This is a genomic window from Bradyrhizobium sp. SZCCHNS1050, from assembly GCF_032484785.1.
In the GTDB taxonomy this organism is placed as follows: Bacteria; Pseudomonadota; Alphaproteobacteria; order Rhizobiales; family Xanthobacteraceae; genus Bradyrhizobium.
Genome location: NZ_JAUETR010000001.1, coordinates 1,015,574 through 1,031,049 on the forward strand (window position 1 = coordinate 1,015,574; position 15,476 = coordinate 1,031,049).

14 protein-coding genes are annotated in these 15,476 nt (G+C 65.1%); 9 read left to right on the top strand and 5 right to left on the bottom strand.

Annotated elements, in window-relative coordinates:
* Nucleotides 1-6: 6 nt before the first annotated feature.
* The 4 genes from QX094_RS04790 to QX094_RS04805 all read left to right on the top strand — a co-directional run bounded on the left by QX094_RS04790 (nt 7) and on the right by QX094_RS04805 (nt 4,244).
* On the top strand, nt 7-1,422 hold the full coding sequence (locus QX094_RS04790) for an ABC transporter substrate-binding protein (protein ID WP_315825321.1): 1,416 nt from the start codon (nt 7-9) through the stop codon (nt 1,420-1,422).
* On the top strand, nt 1,419-2,306 hold the full coding sequence (locus QX094_RS04795; RefSeq protein ID WP_316165898.1) for an ABC transporter permease: 888 nt from the start codon (nt 1,419-1,421) through the stop codon (nt 2,304-2,306). The genes QX094_RS04790 and QX094_RS04795 overlap by 4 nt, the downstream gene beginning before the upstream one ends.
* The gene (locus QX094_RS04800) at nt 2,303-3,175 is read left to right on the top strand and encodes an ABC transporter ATP-binding protein (RefSeq protein WP_315769575.1); all 873 of its coding nucleotides are present in this window, start codon (nt 2,303-2,305) and stop codon (nt 3,173-3,175) included. Before QX094_RS04795 ends, QX094_RS04800 begins: the two co-directional genes overlap by 4 nt.
* Before the next feature lie 310 nt (nt 3,176-3,485).
* Nucleotides 3,486-4,244 (top strand): SDR family oxidoreductase, encoded by a 759-nt coding sequence (locus QX094_RS04805; protein ID WP_316184074.1) that lies wholly within the window; start codon nt 3,486-3,488, stop codon nt 4,242-4,244.
* Nucleotides 4,245-4,257: 13 nt separating this feature from the next.
* Here the strand turns inward: QX094_RS04805 and QX094_RS04810 are convergent, their stop codons facing one another.
* Nucleotides 4,258-5,283 carry a LacI family DNA-binding transcriptional regulator gene (locus QX094_RS04810; RefSeq protein ID WP_316184077.1) on the bottom strand — a complete coding sequence of 342 codons (1,026 nt, stop codon included), beginning with the start codon at nt 5,281-5,283 and terminating at the stop codon, nt 4,258-4,260.
* A 223-nt stretch (nt 5,284-5,506) separates the two neighbouring features.
* Here QX094_RS04810 and QX094_RS04815 point away from each other — a divergent pair, with 223 nt between their 5' ends.
* The 5 genes from QX094_RS04815 (at nt 5,507) to QX094_RS04835 (ending at nt 11,663) form a co-directional block, all read left to right on the top strand.
* Complete coding sequence (locus tag QX094_RS04815) at nt 5,507-6,646, top strand: sugar ABC transporter substrate-binding protein (RefSeq protein ID WP_315825326.1); 1,140 nt, start codon at nt 5,507-5,509, stop codon at nt 6,644-6,646.
* Nucleotides 6,647-6,722: 76 nt separating this feature from the next.
* A complete protein-coding gene (locus QX094_RS04820; protein ID WP_315752347.1) occupies nt 6,723-8,264 on the top strand; it encodes a sugar ABC transporter ATP-binding protein in 1,542 nt (513 codons plus the stop codon).
* Complete coding sequence (locus QX094_RS04825) at nt 8,261-9,241, top strand: ABC transporter permease (RefSeq protein ID WP_315752346.1); 981 nt, start codon at nt 8,261-8,263, stop codon at nt 9,239-9,241. The genes QX094_RS04820 and QX094_RS04825 overlap by 4 nt, the downstream gene beginning before the upstream one ends.
* Nucleotides 9,238-10,218, top strand: coding sequence for an ABC transporter permease (locus tag QX094_RS04830; RefSeq protein WP_315713532.1), 981 nt, complete (start codon nt 9,238-9,240; stop codon nt 10,216-10,218). The genes QX094_RS04825 and QX094_RS04830 overlap by 4 nt, the downstream gene beginning before the upstream one ends.
* A 461-nt stretch (nt 10,219-10,679) precedes the next feature.
* Nucleotides 10,680-11,663, top strand: a complete 984-nt coding sequence (locus QX094_RS04835) for a phosphatase PAP2 family protein (RefSeq protein WP_315752345.1) — start codon at nt 10,680-10,682, stop codon at nt 11,661-11,663.
* 74 nt (nt 11,664-11,737) lie between these two features.
* On the opposite strand, the gene QX094_RS04840 is transcribed toward QX094_RS04835, so the two are convergent.
* The 4 genes from QX094_RS04840 to QX094_RS04855 are packed head-to-tail and all read right to left on the bottom strand — an operon-like array spanning nt 11,738 to nt 15,415.
* Nucleotides 11,738-12,433, bottom strand: coding sequence for an ABC transporter ATP-binding protein (locus QX094_RS04840; protein ID WP_315713534.1), 696 nt, complete (start codon nt 12,431-12,433; stop codon nt 11,738-11,740).
* Nucleotides 12,433-13,182, bottom strand: a complete 750-nt coding sequence (locus tag QX094_RS04845) for an ABC transporter ATP-binding protein (protein ID WP_316165893.1) — start codon at nt 13,180-13,182, stop codon at nt 12,433-12,435. Before QX094_RS04845 ends, QX094_RS04840 begins: the two co-directional genes overlap by 1 nt.
* Entirely contained in the window at nt 13,179-14,471 is a 1,293-nt protein-coding gene (locus QX094_RS04850) for a branched-chain amino acid ABC transporter permease (protein ID WP_316165892.1), read from the bottom strand. Before QX094_RS04850 ends, QX094_RS04845 begins: the two co-directional genes overlap by 4 nt.
* Nucleotides 14,468-15,415, bottom strand: a complete 948-nt coding sequence (locus QX094_RS04855; RefSeq protein WP_316165890.1) for a branched-chain amino acid ABC transporter permease — start codon at nt 15,413-15,415, stop codon at nt 14,468-14,470. The genes QX094_RS04850 and QX094_RS04855 overlap by 4 nt, the downstream gene beginning before the upstream one ends.
* Between the last annotated feature and the right edge of the window lie 61 nt (nt 15,416-15,476).

Sequence of the window (15,476 nt, forward strand, 5' to 3'; positions counted from 1 at the left end):
ATGAGAATGGTCCGCTGCCGTCACGCGCTCTTGCTATCCGTCACCTGTCTGTCCCTGATCGCGGCGCAGCCCGTCGCAGCAGAGACAGTCACGATCGGCATAGGCACCCAGGACACCACGACCAACACGGTGACGGCCGGCACCATCGTACGGCAGCTTCACCTGCTGGAGAAGTATCTGCCCAAGGACGGCAAATACGCCAACATCAAGTTCGAGATCGAGTGGCAGAACTTCACCTCCGGTCCGCCCGTCACCAACGGGATGATGGCGAACAAGCTGCAGTTCGGCATGATGGGCGACTACCCGCTGATCGTGAACGGCTTCACCTTCGAGAACAATCCCGAGAGCAAGAGCCGGCTGATCGCCGTCGCCGCCTACAGCCTCGCCGGCTCCGGAAACGGCATCGTCGTTCACAAGGACTCGCCCTACTACGAACTCTCCGACCTCAAGGGCAAGCTGGTCAGCGTGCCGTTCGGCTCGGCCGCACACGGCATGGTGCTGAAGGCGCTTCAGGACGGCGGCTATCCGGCGGATTTCTTCCAGCTGGTGAGCCAGACGCCGGAGGTCGGCTCGACCAACCTGCAGGAAAAGAAGATCGACGCGCACGCCGATTTCGTGCCGTTCGCGGAACTGCTGCCGTTCCGCGGCTTTGCGCGCAAGATCTTCGACGGCGTCCAGACCAACCTGCCGACATTCCACGGCGTCGTCGTCCGCACCGACTTCGCGGAAAAATATCCCGAGGTCGTCATCGCCTATGTCAAGGCCGTGATCGCCGCCAACCAGTGGCTGCGCCAGGATCCGAAGGCGGCGGCCGAAAAGATCCAGGAATGGACCGGGATCAACAAGGAGGTCGTCTACATCTTCCTCGGCCCCGGCGGCAACATGACCACGGATCCGACGATCAAGCCGGCGCTGGTGGATGCCGCCGCAACCGACGTCAAGGTGTTGCAGAGCCTCGGCCGCATGAAAGAGTTCGATCCGAAGACATGGGTCGACGACAGCTACATCCGCAAGGCCTATGCCGAGCTGAAGCTGGACTACGACAAGGATCTCGCAAGCACCGCGAACTACGAAATCTCCGGCGAGGACAAGTTCTGCAACAGGCCGATCACCGAGCCGCGCAAGGCCGGCGAGGTCTGGGTCGACGGCGAGGGCATCATAGCCTTCAGCAGCGCGACCTGCACGCTCGGCGCCTATGCCGACTACAAGGCCAAGGGCAAGAAGATCAACGTCGCCTACGTCTTCGACACCGCGCGCGGCATCAAGCTGTTCGCCGACCAGGCGTTCTTCGCCGCGGCCAATGGCGAGATCGCGCCGTTCCTGCTGAAGAAGGATGCCGAGGCCTATGCCGCCAAGATCGGCGGCAAGGTGATGGGACTTGATGACGCCGTGAAGCTGGCGGTCGCGGGAGGCAAGACTTGAGCAGCCCCGCTTTGATGACATCCCCCGACCAGGCCGCGGCGACCGCCGCGCCTGGCACCGCGATCCCGCCGAGCCGTCCGGACGTCTCCGCCCGCGCGGCACGCTGGTTCCGGCTGAACCAGGACAGGCTGCAGTCGGTGCTGATCGGCACCGCGTCGCTGATCCTGTTCCTGATCGGCTGGCACCTGCTGACGACCTACCGCGTCGTCTTCTTCGTGAAGTTCACCAACGTGCCGGCGCCGCTGGCCGTCTATGCGAGCTTCACCAAGGCGATCCACGATCCGAAATTCCTGATGCACATCCTGCTCAGTTGCCGCCGGATCTTCATCGGGTTCTCGCTGGCCGCACTGGTCGGCGTGCCGCTCGGCCTGATCATGGGCCGCTTCAGGCTGGTGCACGAGATCGTGTTTCCGGTCGCCGAGGTGCTGCGTCCGATCCCGGCGATCGCCTGGGTCCCGATGGCGATCATGCTGTGGCCGACCAACGAGCAGAGCATCGTCTTCATCACCTTTCTCGGCTCGTTCTTTCCGATCCTGGTCAACACGCTGCACGGCATGACGCTGGTCGACCCCGTGCTGGTGCGGGCCGCCAAGTGCCTCGGCGCGCGGGAGACCGCGATCTTCCGCGAGGTCTATTTCCCGGCGTCGCTGCCGCACATCTTTACCGGCCTCACCGTCGGCATGGGCGTCGCATGGGTGTCGCTGATCGCGGCCGAGATGATCTCGGGGCAGTTCGGCATCGGCTACTTCACCTGGGAAGCCTATTCGCTGGTCCAGTATGCCGACATCGCGCTCGGGATGATCGCGATCGGCGTGCTCGGGCTCGGCTCGAGCCTCGTGATCCGCGCAGCCGGACAGTTGGTGATGCCCTGGAGGTCGCGATGAGCCAAGCCGCAGCGGATACGAGACAGGGCCATATCGAGGTCTGCAACTTCGCCCTGAGCTACGAGACCATCGACGGCGCCGTCGAGGCCGTCACCGACACGCAGATCCACGTCGAGCCTGGTGAGTTCGTCTCGATCGTCGGACCGTCGGGTTGCGGCAAGTCGACACTGCTCAACGCCGTCGCGGGTTTCCTCAAACCCACCAGCGGCGTCGTCACGGTCGACGGCCATGCCGTGACGGGTCCGAGCGCCGAGCGCGGCATGGTGTTCCAGCAATATTCGCTGTTTCCCTGGAAGACGGTGCGCGAGAACGTCGAGTTCGGGCTGAAGATGCGCGGCATGCCGAAGTTCGAGCGCGCACGCGCGGCGCGCACTCTGCTCGGGCTCGCCGGCCTCGAGGCGTTCGAGAACCATTATCCCGAGCGCCTCTCCGGCGGCATGAAGCAGCGCGTCGGCATCGTGCGCGCGCTCGCCACCGGTCCCAAGGTGCTGCTGCTCGACGAGCCGTTCGGCGCGCTCGACGCGCAGACCCGCATCATCATGCAGCAGATCCTCACCAACATGTGGCAGCGGCTGAAGATCTCGGTGCTGTTCGTCACCCACGACATCGACGAGGCGATCTTCCTGTCCGACCGCGTCTACTGCATGACCGCGCGCCCGGGCTCGATCAAGGCCGAAATCCAGATCCCGCTCGAGCGGCCCCGCCAGCAAGCGATGATGATGTCGTCGGAGTTCCTGGCGCTGCGGCGCGGGCTGATGTCGCTGATCCGCGAGGAAAGCCTGAAGGCGATGGGCGGCGAGATCACCGATCTCGGCATGCAGGGACTCAGTATCGAGCTGCAGGGCCAGTCGATCGCCGAAATCCTCTGAGGCGCTCGATCCGCGACGTCCGCTCCAGCTGCGCCCGAAATCGCCCGATGGTCGCATCCGGGCGGGCGCATCAGTGCTGGCGTCCCTGCCGGTCCTGACGCAGAATGCCGGAAAGCCAAACAAGGACATCGCAGGGGAGTGCCCGGATCCGTCAGCATCGACATCGGGCGCGAGTTGCTCGCAGGCGCACACGAAGGGGTCCAGGCGAACGCGCACCGGCTGTGCATCGCACGGCACGGACGACGTTCGAGATCCTGCCAGTGTCGCCGTCGGGCGCGGCTGCTCTCCAGGCGCAACTGAGAGGAAGCCAATGCAGGGCACCATCTATCCGAGCCTCAAGGATCGGGCCGTCCTCGTGACCGGCGGCGGCTCCGGCATCGGGGAAGCGATCGTGCGCAATTTCCTCGGCCAAGGCGCGCGTGTCGGATTCATCGACATCGATCTGGAGGCGTCGCAGCAGCTGCTGGCGAGCCTGCCTGCGGAGGCCAAGGTGCACTTCGAGCATGCCGACCTTCGCGACATCGGTGCGCTGAGGGCCGCGGTCGCCGGCGCCCGTGCGGCGCTGGGGCCGATCACCATTCTGGTGAACAACGCCGCGCGTGATGACCGCCACGCGATCGAGGACGTCACGCCGGACTATTGGGACGAGCGCATCGCCGTGAACCTCAAACATCAGTTCTTCGCGGCCCAGGCGGTCGCGCCGGACATGATCCAGGCCGGAGGCGGCGCGATCGTCAATCTCGGTTCGGTGAGCTGGGTGCTCGGCCAGGGCAACATGCCCTGCTACACCACGGCGAAGTCGGCGATCCAGGGACTGACCCGCGCCCTCGCCCGCGATCTCGGACCCAATAACGTGCGGGTCAATTCCATTCTTCCGGGCTGGATCATGACCGAGCGGCAGCAGAGACTCTGGCTGACGCCCGAGGGCGAGGCCGAGCTCATGCGCCGCCAATGCCTCAAGCGCAAGCTCGTGCCGGACGACATCGCCCGCGTGGTGCTGTTCTTCGCCGCCGACGACAGCGGCGCCTGCACCAACCAGAACTACATCGTCGACGGCGGCTGGGCCTGAGGCTCGACCATCATCACGAAGCCACGAGGTGCGGTCCGGTGCTGCCGCGTGCGACGATCTCGAAGCCGAGGTCGATCCGCCGCGTTCTCGGCCGCTTGCCGGTGGCGATCACCTGAAGCACCAGTTCGGACGCCACGCGCCCCATGTCGGCGCGCGGCGTCAGCACGGTCGACAGCGGCGGATTGGAGGCCGCCGCGAATTCCAGGTCGTTGAAGCCGATCAGCGACATCCGGCGCGGGACCTCCAGCCCCGCCTGCTGGCAGGCGAATAGCGCACCAAGCGCGATGTTGTCATCGCAGCAGAAGATCGCATCGGGAACTTCGCTCGCGAGCATCTCCTCGGTCAGCTTCCGCCCCAGCGAGATCGTCGCCTGCGCCGGCAGCCAGGCCACCAGCGACGTGCCGTCCAGCCCCGCTTCGGCCAGCGCCGCGCGATACCCCTCGAGCCGGGCGCGGGCCCGGTCGTCGCGCTGTCCCGAGAGATAGGCAATCCGCCGATGTCCCAGCTCGATCAGGAAGCGGGTCGCGGCGTAGCCGCCCTGGCGCTGCGAAAGTCCGACATTCAGATCGATCGGATCGTCGGTCAGCTCGAACGTCTGCACCACCGGAATCCGCGAACGTTCGAGAACGCGCCGCGCGGCCCGCGTCTGGTTCACTCCGACCAGGATCAGCGCCTCGATGTTCTGGCCCAGCAAGGTCCTGATCGCGCCCTCTTCCTCCTCCGCCGAGTAGCGGCTGCTGACGACGACGGGGCGAAAGCCGAGCGGCAGCAGGGTGTCGTAGATCGCCTGCAGGTAGTCCGCGAAGATGCCGTTGGAGAGCGACGACACGACGATGCCGATCGAATGCGTGCGGGTCGAGGCGAGCCGGCTCGCCGCGAAGTTCGGCACATAGGCCAGCCTGTCGACCGCGGCATCGATCCGCTTGCGCAACTCCGGCGACACCATATCGGGCCGCCGCAGCGCCCGCGACACAGTGACAGCGCTGACATGGGCGATGCGCGCGACGTCCTCCAGCGTGGTGCGACGCTTCTGAGACATGATCCTTGCAACATTGATTCACGCGGATTTGTCCGAACCATATTCATGACATGCGGCCGGCCGCTTGGCAAAAGCCGCGCGACGGTAATTGACAGCGCTGTCATTGATCAGTAACGCTTGGCGGGTCGAGACGACGAGTAATGCTCGCACAACCTCCGGAAACAAAGAGGCGTCTCGCACATGCGTCATTGATTTGGCGCCACAACAACAGGGGAGGTCACGAATGTCGTCCAAGTCGATGAGGGCGCGATGCCTTGCCACTTGTGCATCGCTGGTGTTGGTCACGGCGTTTGCCGGCAAGGCGCTGGCGGAGCCGGAGATGGTCAAGGGACCGGCGACCGAGCCTGAATGCATGGTGCCGTGGACCACGGACACCAAGTTCTTCAAGTTTCCGGCCAAGAAGGGCCCGTACCGCATCGCACTGGCGAACGGCTACATCGCCAATACCTGGCGCATCCAGATGATCCAGACCGCGAAGGCCTATGCGGCGCAGCCGGAGGTCAAGGCCAAGCTGAAGGAATTCAAGGTCGTCTCGACCGGCGAGGACGTACCGGCCCAGATATCGGCAATCAACAACTTCATCGATTCCGGCTATGACGCCATTGTCGTCAACGCGCAGAACCCGACCGCGTTCGGGCCGGTGATCAAGCGCGCCAAGCAGGCCGGCGTGATCCTCGTCGCCTTCGACAACATCCTCGCGACGGAAGATGCGATCAACGTCAATGTCGACCAGAAGGGTCTCGGCGAACTCTGGGCGAAGTGGCTGGTCAAGAACGTGCCCGGCGGCGGCAAGGTGCTCGAGGTGCGCGGCGTCGCCGGCACCTCGGTCGACACCGATCGGCACAACGGCTTCCACTCCGTTCTCGATGCCTCCGGCAAGAAGTGGCAGGTCACCGAGGTCGTCGGCAAATGGGACGACGGCGTCGCCCAGAAGGCCACGGCGGATGCGATCGCGACCAATGGCCCGTTCGATGCGATTTCCGGCCAGGGCGGCGACACCGGCATCGTGCAGGCCATGCTCGACGCCAAGCACAAGATGGTGCCCTTCGGCGGCGAGACCGAAAACGGCTTCCGCAAGTTCTGCGCCGCCAAGGCGTCCGAAGGCCTGAAATGCTCTTCCGCCGGTACCGGACCTGCGCAGGTCGCGGTCGCGATCAAGGTCGCGCTCGCCGCGTTGGAAGGCAAGGTGGTGCCGCAATCGGTCAAGCTGCCGCTCGCCGTCGTCGAAGATCCGAACTTCAAGAAGGATCAGGACTACTTCCCGGCCCAGTCCGACAACTTCTTCGTCGGCAACTCCTTCCCGACCTGCGGCATCAACTTCACGGCGCAGGAGATCATGGGTCAGTCGAAGGAAAATCAATAGGCCGGTGTGATCGCTGGTCCGCGAGTTCTCTCGCGGCCAGCCCGTCCCTATTGCCCAAACGACTGAGGGAGCAAGCATGATCGCGGCCGAGCCGCTGTTTCGCGCCGAAGGACTGTCCAAGCGCTACGGCGGCGTGATCGCTCTCGACGGTGCGGACCTGGAGGTCCATCCCGGCCGCATCCACGCCATTCTCGGCGAGAACGGCGCCGGCAAGTCGACGCTGATCAAGCTGATGGTCGGCGTGGTCGCGCCGGACGAAGGCCGGATGACGCTTGAAGGACGCGCGGTCGCCTTCAGCGGTCCCTCCGCCGCGAACGATGCCGGCGTCGTCTGCATCTTCCAGGAGCTGTCGCTGATCCCCGACCTGTCGGTCGCCGACAACATCATGATCTCGCATCCGCCGACGCGGTTCGGCATGATCGACCGGCGCGCCCAGCGCCGACTTGCCGAGGAGGCGCTGCACCGCGCCGGCGCCAGCGACATTCACCCGCGCGCGCTGGTGAAGGACCTGCCGCTGTCGCGCCGCCAGATGGTCGAGATCGCGAAAGCCCTGTCGCGGCAGCCGAAGATCCTGATCCTCGACGAGGCAACCTCGGCGCTGACCGCATCCGACGTGACCAAGGTGTTCAAGGTGCTGAAGCGCCTGCGCAGCGAGGGGCTGGCGCTGCTCTACATCTCCCATCGCATGCACGAGATCGCGGAGCTCGCCGACGATTGCAGCGTGTTCCGCAACGGCCGCCGCATCTCGACCTTCCGGGCCGGCACCAAGACGGATGCCGAAGTGATCGAGCTGATGATCGGCCGTGAGTACAAGCATGCCTTCCCGGAAAAGCCGCCGCGCAAGACCGATGGGCGGCCGCCCGCGCTGCAATGCAGGAGCATCAGTTGGGGCGACCGGCTGAAGGACATCTCGTTCTCGCTGCAGGCCGGCGAGATCATCGGTCTCGGCGGGCTCGACGGCCAGGGCCAGCGCGAGCTGCTGCTGGCGCTGTTCGGCGTGCTGCGCGACTGTCGCGGCGACATTCTGATCGACGGCAACAAGGTGACGATCGACAGCCCCGTCACCGCCAAGTCGGAGCGCATCGGCCTCGCCCTCATTCCGGAGGACCGCAAGACCGAAGGACTGATGCTGCCGATGTCGGTGCGCGACAATCTCTCGGCCGCCGCCTTCGACCGGTTCGCGACATTCGGCATCATCGACCGGCAGCGGCAATCGATGCTGATCGAGGAGATGATCCGCCTGATCGAGATCAAGACCGCCTCCCCCGACCTCGCCGTCAGCGCACTCTCCGGCGGCAACCAGCAGAAGGTGGTGATCGCGAAATGGCTGATGAACAAGCCGCGCATCATCCTGCTCAACGATCCGACGCGCGGCATCGACGTCGGCACCAAGCAGGAGATCTACCGGCTGCTGCGCCGGCTTGCCGACGAGGGCGCCGCGATCCTGCTCTATTCGACCGACTATGACGAGCTGATCGGCTGCTGCGACCGCGTGCTGGTGATGTACGATGGCGCGATCAGGCGCGAGCTCGCGGGCGCCGAGATCACCGAGCGCGCGCTGGTCAGCAGTGCGCTCAATGTCGACGAAGGCGAGCGAGCGGAAGCGAGTCTGGCATGACCGAGTGGCGGTACTGGCTCTCCGAACAGCGCGGCACCCTGCTCGCGATCGGGATCTTCGTCGCGATGTTCCTGCTCTATGCGACCAATCATCCGGCCGGCTTCAGCGCCAACATGGTGCAGACCGCGGCCAACAAGGCGACGCTGCTGGCCTTTGTCGCGATGGCGCAGGCGATCGTGGTGATCACCGCCGGCATCGATCTGTCCGTCGGCATGATCCTGACCCTGACCAACTGCCTTGCATCCTGGATCGTGGTCGGCACCGCCACCGAAACCGCGCTCGGCGTGGCCGGCGTGCTCGGCACCGGCATCGTCTGCGGCATGATCAACGGCGCGATCGTGATCTTCGGGCGCCTGCAGCCGATCGTGACGACGATCGCCACCGGGGCGATGTACTACGGCATCGCGCTGTTCCTGCGGCCCAATCCCGGCGGATCCGTCAACGAGACGCTGGCGGATGCCTTGACGGGAAGATTGTTCGGCGTGCTGCCCACGAGCCTCGTGGCACTGGCTGCGGCGGCGCTGCTGATCTGGGTTCCCTATAGCCGCTCGGTCGTCGGCCGCGCCGCGTTCGCGACCGGCTCCTCCGAGGTCGCAGCCTACATGTCCGGCGCGCCGATCCGCGCGGCCAAGTTTGTCGCCTACACCTTGGCTGGCCTATTGTCGGCGATCGGCGGCCTGTTCCTGACGTTCTTCTCCTACACGGGCGAAGCCGCCTATGCGAGTGGCAATGCCTACACGCTGTTCTCGATCGCGGCCGTGGTGCTCGGCGGCGTATCGCTGATGGGCGGACGCGGCAGCGCGATCGGGGCGATCTTCGGCGCGCTCGCCTTCCGCACCATCGGCGATCTGCTGTTCGTGTTCGATTTCGATCCGCTGTGGCAGCCGCTGTTCCAGGGTCTCGTGCTGATGCTCGCGGTCTCGATCGGCGCGTTCGGTCTGGTGCGGGTGCGCAATCGGCTGGAGTGGTTCGGATGAGCGACGCAACGGCACCACGACCGACCCATCGCGGGATCGCCATGCTGCGTCGGATCGATCCGGCGGTGGCGGCCTCGTTCGGCTGCATCCTGCTGCTGCTGCTGGTGGGCAGCCTCTATTCGCGCAGCTTCCTGTCGCCGGATTATCTGCTGCAGCAGTTGAAGGTCGCGAGCTTCCTGGGCGTGATCGCCACCGGCATGATGCTGGTGATCCTGCTCGGCCAGATCGATCTCTCGGTGCCCTGGGTTGTCACGACGGGCGCGATGATGGCCTGCGCGGCGGCCGCCCATGGCACGACCGGCGCCATCATCGCGATTCCCTGCGGCATTCTCTGCGGAGCCGCCATCGGTCTCCTGAACGGCATCGGCGTCGCCTATCTGCGCATTCCCTCGATGATCATCACCCTGGCGACCAACGCGGTCGCGCAAGGGCTGATGGTCGCCTACACCGGAGGCTTCGCGCCGCAGGATTCCGCCTCCAAGGCGATGCGCTATCTCGCCACCGGCAATATCGTGCCCGGCCTTCCCAACGCGGTGCTGGTGTGGGCGATCATCGGCGGCGCCGCGATCTGGCTGCTGTCGCGGACCACGTTTGGCCGCGCCATCTATGCCATCGGCAATCGCGAGCGCGCGGCCTATCTCTCAGGGATCGATACACGCCGCATCACCATGCTGGCGTTCGCGCTGTCCGGCGCCCTCTCCGCCTGCGGCGGCGTTCTGCTCGCGGGCTACGCCTCGAAGGCGGCGCAGTCGATGGGCGACGCTTATCTGCTGCCCTCGATCGCGGCCGTCGTGCTCGGCGGCACGCACATCCTCGGCGGCCGCGGCAGCTATCTCGGCACCGTCGCCGGCGTCGTGCTGATCACCCTGCTGCAATCCATTCTGTCGGTGATGCAGATCAGCGAGGCCGGTCGCCAACTGATCTACGGCGCGGTGATCATCCTGATGCTCCTGATCTACGGCCGCCAGAAGCTGTGATGCATGCGACGTCGCGACGGACTTTGCTGACGGCGACCACCTCTCGCGCAAGCCCGCGAGCGATCGGCCGCTGACCCCACAGCACCACCACAAGTAGCTCGCCCGCAACGACTGGCGAAGCCCTTCAAACCAAAGCTGCCTCGGATTCGCTCTCGGTCTCTTCTCACCGATTCACCCGCTTTCTATGGGCGCGAAGGCGGCCTCATCGCCGAATGTGCTTTCCTGTCCGGCACAACCGAAACAGGGTTCCAGGCTACGCTTGATTAAGCATCGTTGCACGGTATCTGCGTATTTTACCCGCCGAGGTTGATTTATTGGCCCGACCGGCCGTAACAAGACACCGACGGGAAACAAATCGAAATCCATTTGAAATGTGAGAGCGGACGACAATGTCGGACACCGCAGCCGGTGGTCTATTGCCTGATCTCAGCCGCCGCTGGCTCCCCTGGACAAAGAGCGTCTTGCAACGGGCGCATGACAGCGAGGATGCCGCGACGGCCTGGGCCGTGTTCCGGTTCAACTGGGCTGTCATGACAGCTCTTTGGGTGCTGTTCGGACTGTGCCTGATCTTCACGGATTTTCGCATCGAACCCGTCGGCTACATCATCGTGCTATCGACATCGGCCATCTATGGTGTCATCGGCTACGCCAACGCACGGTCGGCGCGGCGTGCCAAACCCTGGATGTTCTCATTCCTGACGGGAATGGCCCAGACCACACTGGCATCCACCGTGCTGGCATCACTGTCCTACATTGCGACGGCCGCCAACCTGCCGCTTCAGGACGCCAACCTGCTCGCCCTCGATCGCGCCCTTGGCTTCGACTTTCGCGACTACTTGTCGTTCGTCAATGACCGCCCCTGGGCCGTCCTGAGCCTCGCGTTCGGCTATCGATCCATTTCCTGGACGATCTGCATCATCGTCGTGGCCCTTCCCTTGCTGGGCCACTATCGCCGGTTCGCGGAGTTCAACCTCGCGATCAGCCTGACGCTGGCGCTGACCTGCATCATCACCTTGTTTGTCCCTGCACTCGGCGTGTATCACGCGTTGGAGCTGCCGCCGTCCGCCTACGCAAACCTCATCCCGCAGGCCTATTTCGACACGGCGCGCGAGGTGCCCCTGGTTCGCGATGGGACGCTGCGCCTGTTGGATACCAGCCATCTCGCGGGGATCGTGACCTTTCCGAGCTTTCACGCGGCAGCCGCGGTCCTCGACGGCTGGGCATTGTGGTCATTGCGCTGGTTGCGACCGTTCAATGTCCTGATCCACGGCGCGATGCTGCTCTCGACCCCAATCGGCGGCGGACATTTCCTCGTCGACATGATCGCCGGCATCGCGATCGCGACGGCGTCGATCTGCATCGCGCGCCGTGTTGCCCTGAGGCTACGCGAACGCCACGCCACGTTTCCGCGCCGCATGCTGCGACATCCATTGCCTCAGACCTGAAGGATTTGGACAAGGCGGGTGTCTGTGGCACATCCGCCGGAGCTGCATCGGCGAAAAAGTGCCGGCGGCTCCTCTCATACTTCGAGCCACTCCTGCCGGACCGCGGTGTTGGCCTTGAGCTGATCCGGTGTCCCTTCGAACACGACGCGGCCGTGGCCCATGACATAGACGCGTTTCGAAATGCGCATCGCGATCGAGAGCTTCTGCTCGACGAGCAGGATCGCGACGCCCGCCGCTGCGATCCGGGCAATCAGATCGCCGACCTGCTGCACGATCAGCGGCGCCAGACCTTCGGTGGGCTCGTCGATCATGATCAGGTCAGGGTCGCCCATCAGCGTGCGGCAGGTGGTCAGCATCTGCTTCTCGCCGCCCGACAGCACACCCGCAGGCGTATCGGCGCGCGCGGCGAGGTTGGGAAACATGTCGAGCATGTCCTGAAGGCGCCACTTCCCCGGCCGCCGCGTGTCCTTGATGCCGAGCACGAGGTTTTGCCGAACGGTGAGGCTCGGGAAGATGTCACGGTGTTCGGGCACATAGCCGAGCCCAAGGCGCGCGATCTTGTAGCTGGGCAAGCCGGCAATGTCCCGGCCCTTGAAGCGGATCGTCCCCTGCGGACTGACCTCGCCCATGATCGCCTTCACAGTGGTCGAGCGGCCGACACCGTTGCGGCCGAGCAGGCTCACGACTTCGCCGGCGGCGACGTCGAGGTCGACGCCCTGCAGAATATGGCTCTTGCCGTAGTAAGCGTGGAGGTTCCTGACCTCGAGCATCAGTGGGCCTCCTCACCGAGATAGGCTTCCTTCACCTTCGGGTCGCGACGGATCTCCTCCGGCGTGCCCGACGCGATGATGTGGCCATAGACCAGCACCGAGATGCGATCGGCGAGACCGAATACCACGCTCATGTCGTGCTCGACGATCACCAGCGTCCGCCCCTCGGTGAGCCGCCGGATCAACGAGACCGCGCGCTCGGTCTCCGCGTGGCTCATCCCGGCGGTCGGCTCGTCGAGCATGACGACCGTCGCGCCGCTCGCGATGGTGACGCCGATCTCCAGCTCGCGCTGCTCGGCATAGGTCAACAACCCCGCGGGAATGTCACGCCGATGCGTGAGATGGATGTCATCGAGGATCTGGGCGGTTCGCTCGCGCACCTCCGGCAGGCTGTCGACGTTCTTCCAGAACGCGTAGCGATGTCCGGTCGCCCACAGCACGGCGCATCGGACGTTCTCCCACACGGTCATGCGAGCGAACACGTTGGTGACCTGGAACGAGCGCGACAGGCCGCGCCGATTGATCTCGAACGGCCGCAGGCCGGAGATGAGCGTGCCGTTCAGCCTCACCTCGCCGGAGGTCGGCCTGATGTGTCCGCTGATCAGGTTGAACGTCGTGGACTTGCCGGCGCCGTTCGGGCCGATGATGGCGTGGCGCTCGCCCTTGGTGACGCTGAGATTGAGGTCGCGGATGACGCCGACATTGCCGAAGCGCTTTTCGACGGCGCGAACTTCGATCGCTGCGGTCATGCCAGATACCCCCGATCACGCGCCACGGTGGCGGCCCTGTCCCAGGCTCCGGCGATCCGCTGCCACGTCGACCGCGCGACAAAGAAGCCGGCGACCACCAGAATCGCGGCGACGCCCCATGTCGCCGGCGATTGCGGATTGAAGGCCACGCCGAACAGGTTGATGGCGTCACCACCCGAATAGCGCGCGACCGTCTCGATGGTCAGGATGACGCCGTAGGCGAGCGCCGCGGTCGGCACGACCGCAACGAGATAGGACGGGATCACCATTCCGAGCGTTCCGGCACGGACCAGCGGCCGGTGCATCATCAGCAGACCGGCAATGCCACCGGGTGAGAACATGACGATGCCGATGAAGATGATGCCAAAGTAGAGCTGCCATACGCTGGTGAGGCTCGTCAGCCCGAGCTGGAGATAGGTCACCAGGATCGCGCCGAGGATCGGACCGAAGAAGTAGGCCGTCCCGCCGATGAAGGTCGCGAACAGCACCAGGCCCGACTGGATTGCACCGAGATAGGCGGAATTCGCGATCTCGAAGCTGATCGCCGCGAGGCCGCCCGCGACCCCGGCGAAGAATCCGGCAAAACAATAGGCGAGATAGCGGACGACGTGCGGGTCGTAGCCGATGAACTGGACCCGTTCGGGATTGTCGCGCACCGCATTGCTGATCCGCCCCAGGGGCGTCCGGGTCAGCGCATACATCGCGATTGCCGACAGCACCAGCCAGAACGCGATCAGGTAATAGACCTGCAGCTGCGGCCCGAAGGTCCAGCCAAACATGCGCGGCAGAGCGGTGCGGTCCGTGGTGATGCCGGCTTCGCCGCCAAACACCGAGCGCAGGATCAGCGACGACGACGCCACGAGTTCGCCGATGCCGAGCGAGATCATCGCAAACACCGTGCCGGCGCGCTTGGTCATGACCCAGCCGAGGATGATCGCGAACGCGAGGCCGCCCAGCCCGCCGAACAGCGGAATGAAGGGCAGCGGAATCGGCCAGCCATGCGCCACCACCGCATTCATCATGTGACAGGCCGCGAAGCCGCCCAGGCCGTAGTGAACCGCGTGACCGAACGACAGCAATCCGGTCTGACCGAGGAGGATGTTGTAGGAGAGCGCGAAGACGATCGCGATCCCGATGAGGCTGAACGAGGTCAGCGATCCGCCCGAATTGAAGAGCAGCGGCAGCACGATCAGCGCCACCACGCCGATCACCCAGACGGCATAGAAGCGGAGACGGGATCCGGCGGGCTTTGCCGCGAGATGAGACGCGGAGGTCACTGCTGCGGTCATGATTCGCGAGTCCCCATCAGGCCCACGGGGCGCACGATCAGGACGAGCACCAGCAGCAGGTAGGGAACGATCGGTGCGACCTGCGCGATCGTCACGTTCCAGATGTCGGTGAGCACCGATGGCCCGGCGGATGGATCGAGCGGGCCGAAGGCGCTTGCCAGCGAGCCGTTCAGCGCGACGGCGAAGGTCTGCACCAGGCCGATCACCAGCGAAGCGATGAAGGCGCCCGGCAGCGAGCCCAGGCCGCCGAACACGATCACCACGAACAGGATCGGCCCGAGCGCCGCGGCCATGTCGGATTGCGTCACCAGAGCGGGACCGGCGATGACGCCGGCGAGACCGGCCAGCGCGCTGCCGACCCCGAACACCACCATGAACACGCGTCCGACATTGTGGCCGAGATGGCCCACCATGTGGGGATGGGTCAGCGCCGCCTGAACGATCAGGCCGACCCTGGTGCGCTTGAGCACGATCAGCAGCGCCACGAAGATCGTCACCGACACCGCCAGCATGAACAGCTTGTAGGCCGGATAGTTGGTCGAGAAGATCGTGAACGCGGGAAAGTCCAGCAGCGTCGGGACGCGATAGTCGAGCGGCGTCTTGCCCCAGATCATCGAGACGACTTCCTCGATCGCGAATGCAAGGCCGAAGGTCAGCAGCAGCTCGGCGACGTGGCCATGCTTGTGCGTGTTGCGGAGCCCGTAGCGCTCGACGGCCATGCCGATGGCCCCGACGAGGAGCGGCGCCAGCAGCAGGGCCGGCCAGAAGCCGACCCATTTCGTGAGCTGGAAGCCGAAAAAGGCGCCGAGCATGTAGAAGCTGGCGTGAGCAAAATTGAGCACCCCCATCATGCTGAAGATGACGGTCAGCCCGCTCGACAGCAGGAACAGCAGCATGCCGAACAGCACGCCGTTGAGGGTGGAGATGACGATGAGTTCAAGCACGGTGCACCCGCGAATGTCCGGGGCTTCGATGCCCCGCCGCTCATTCCCTAACAGATCGACG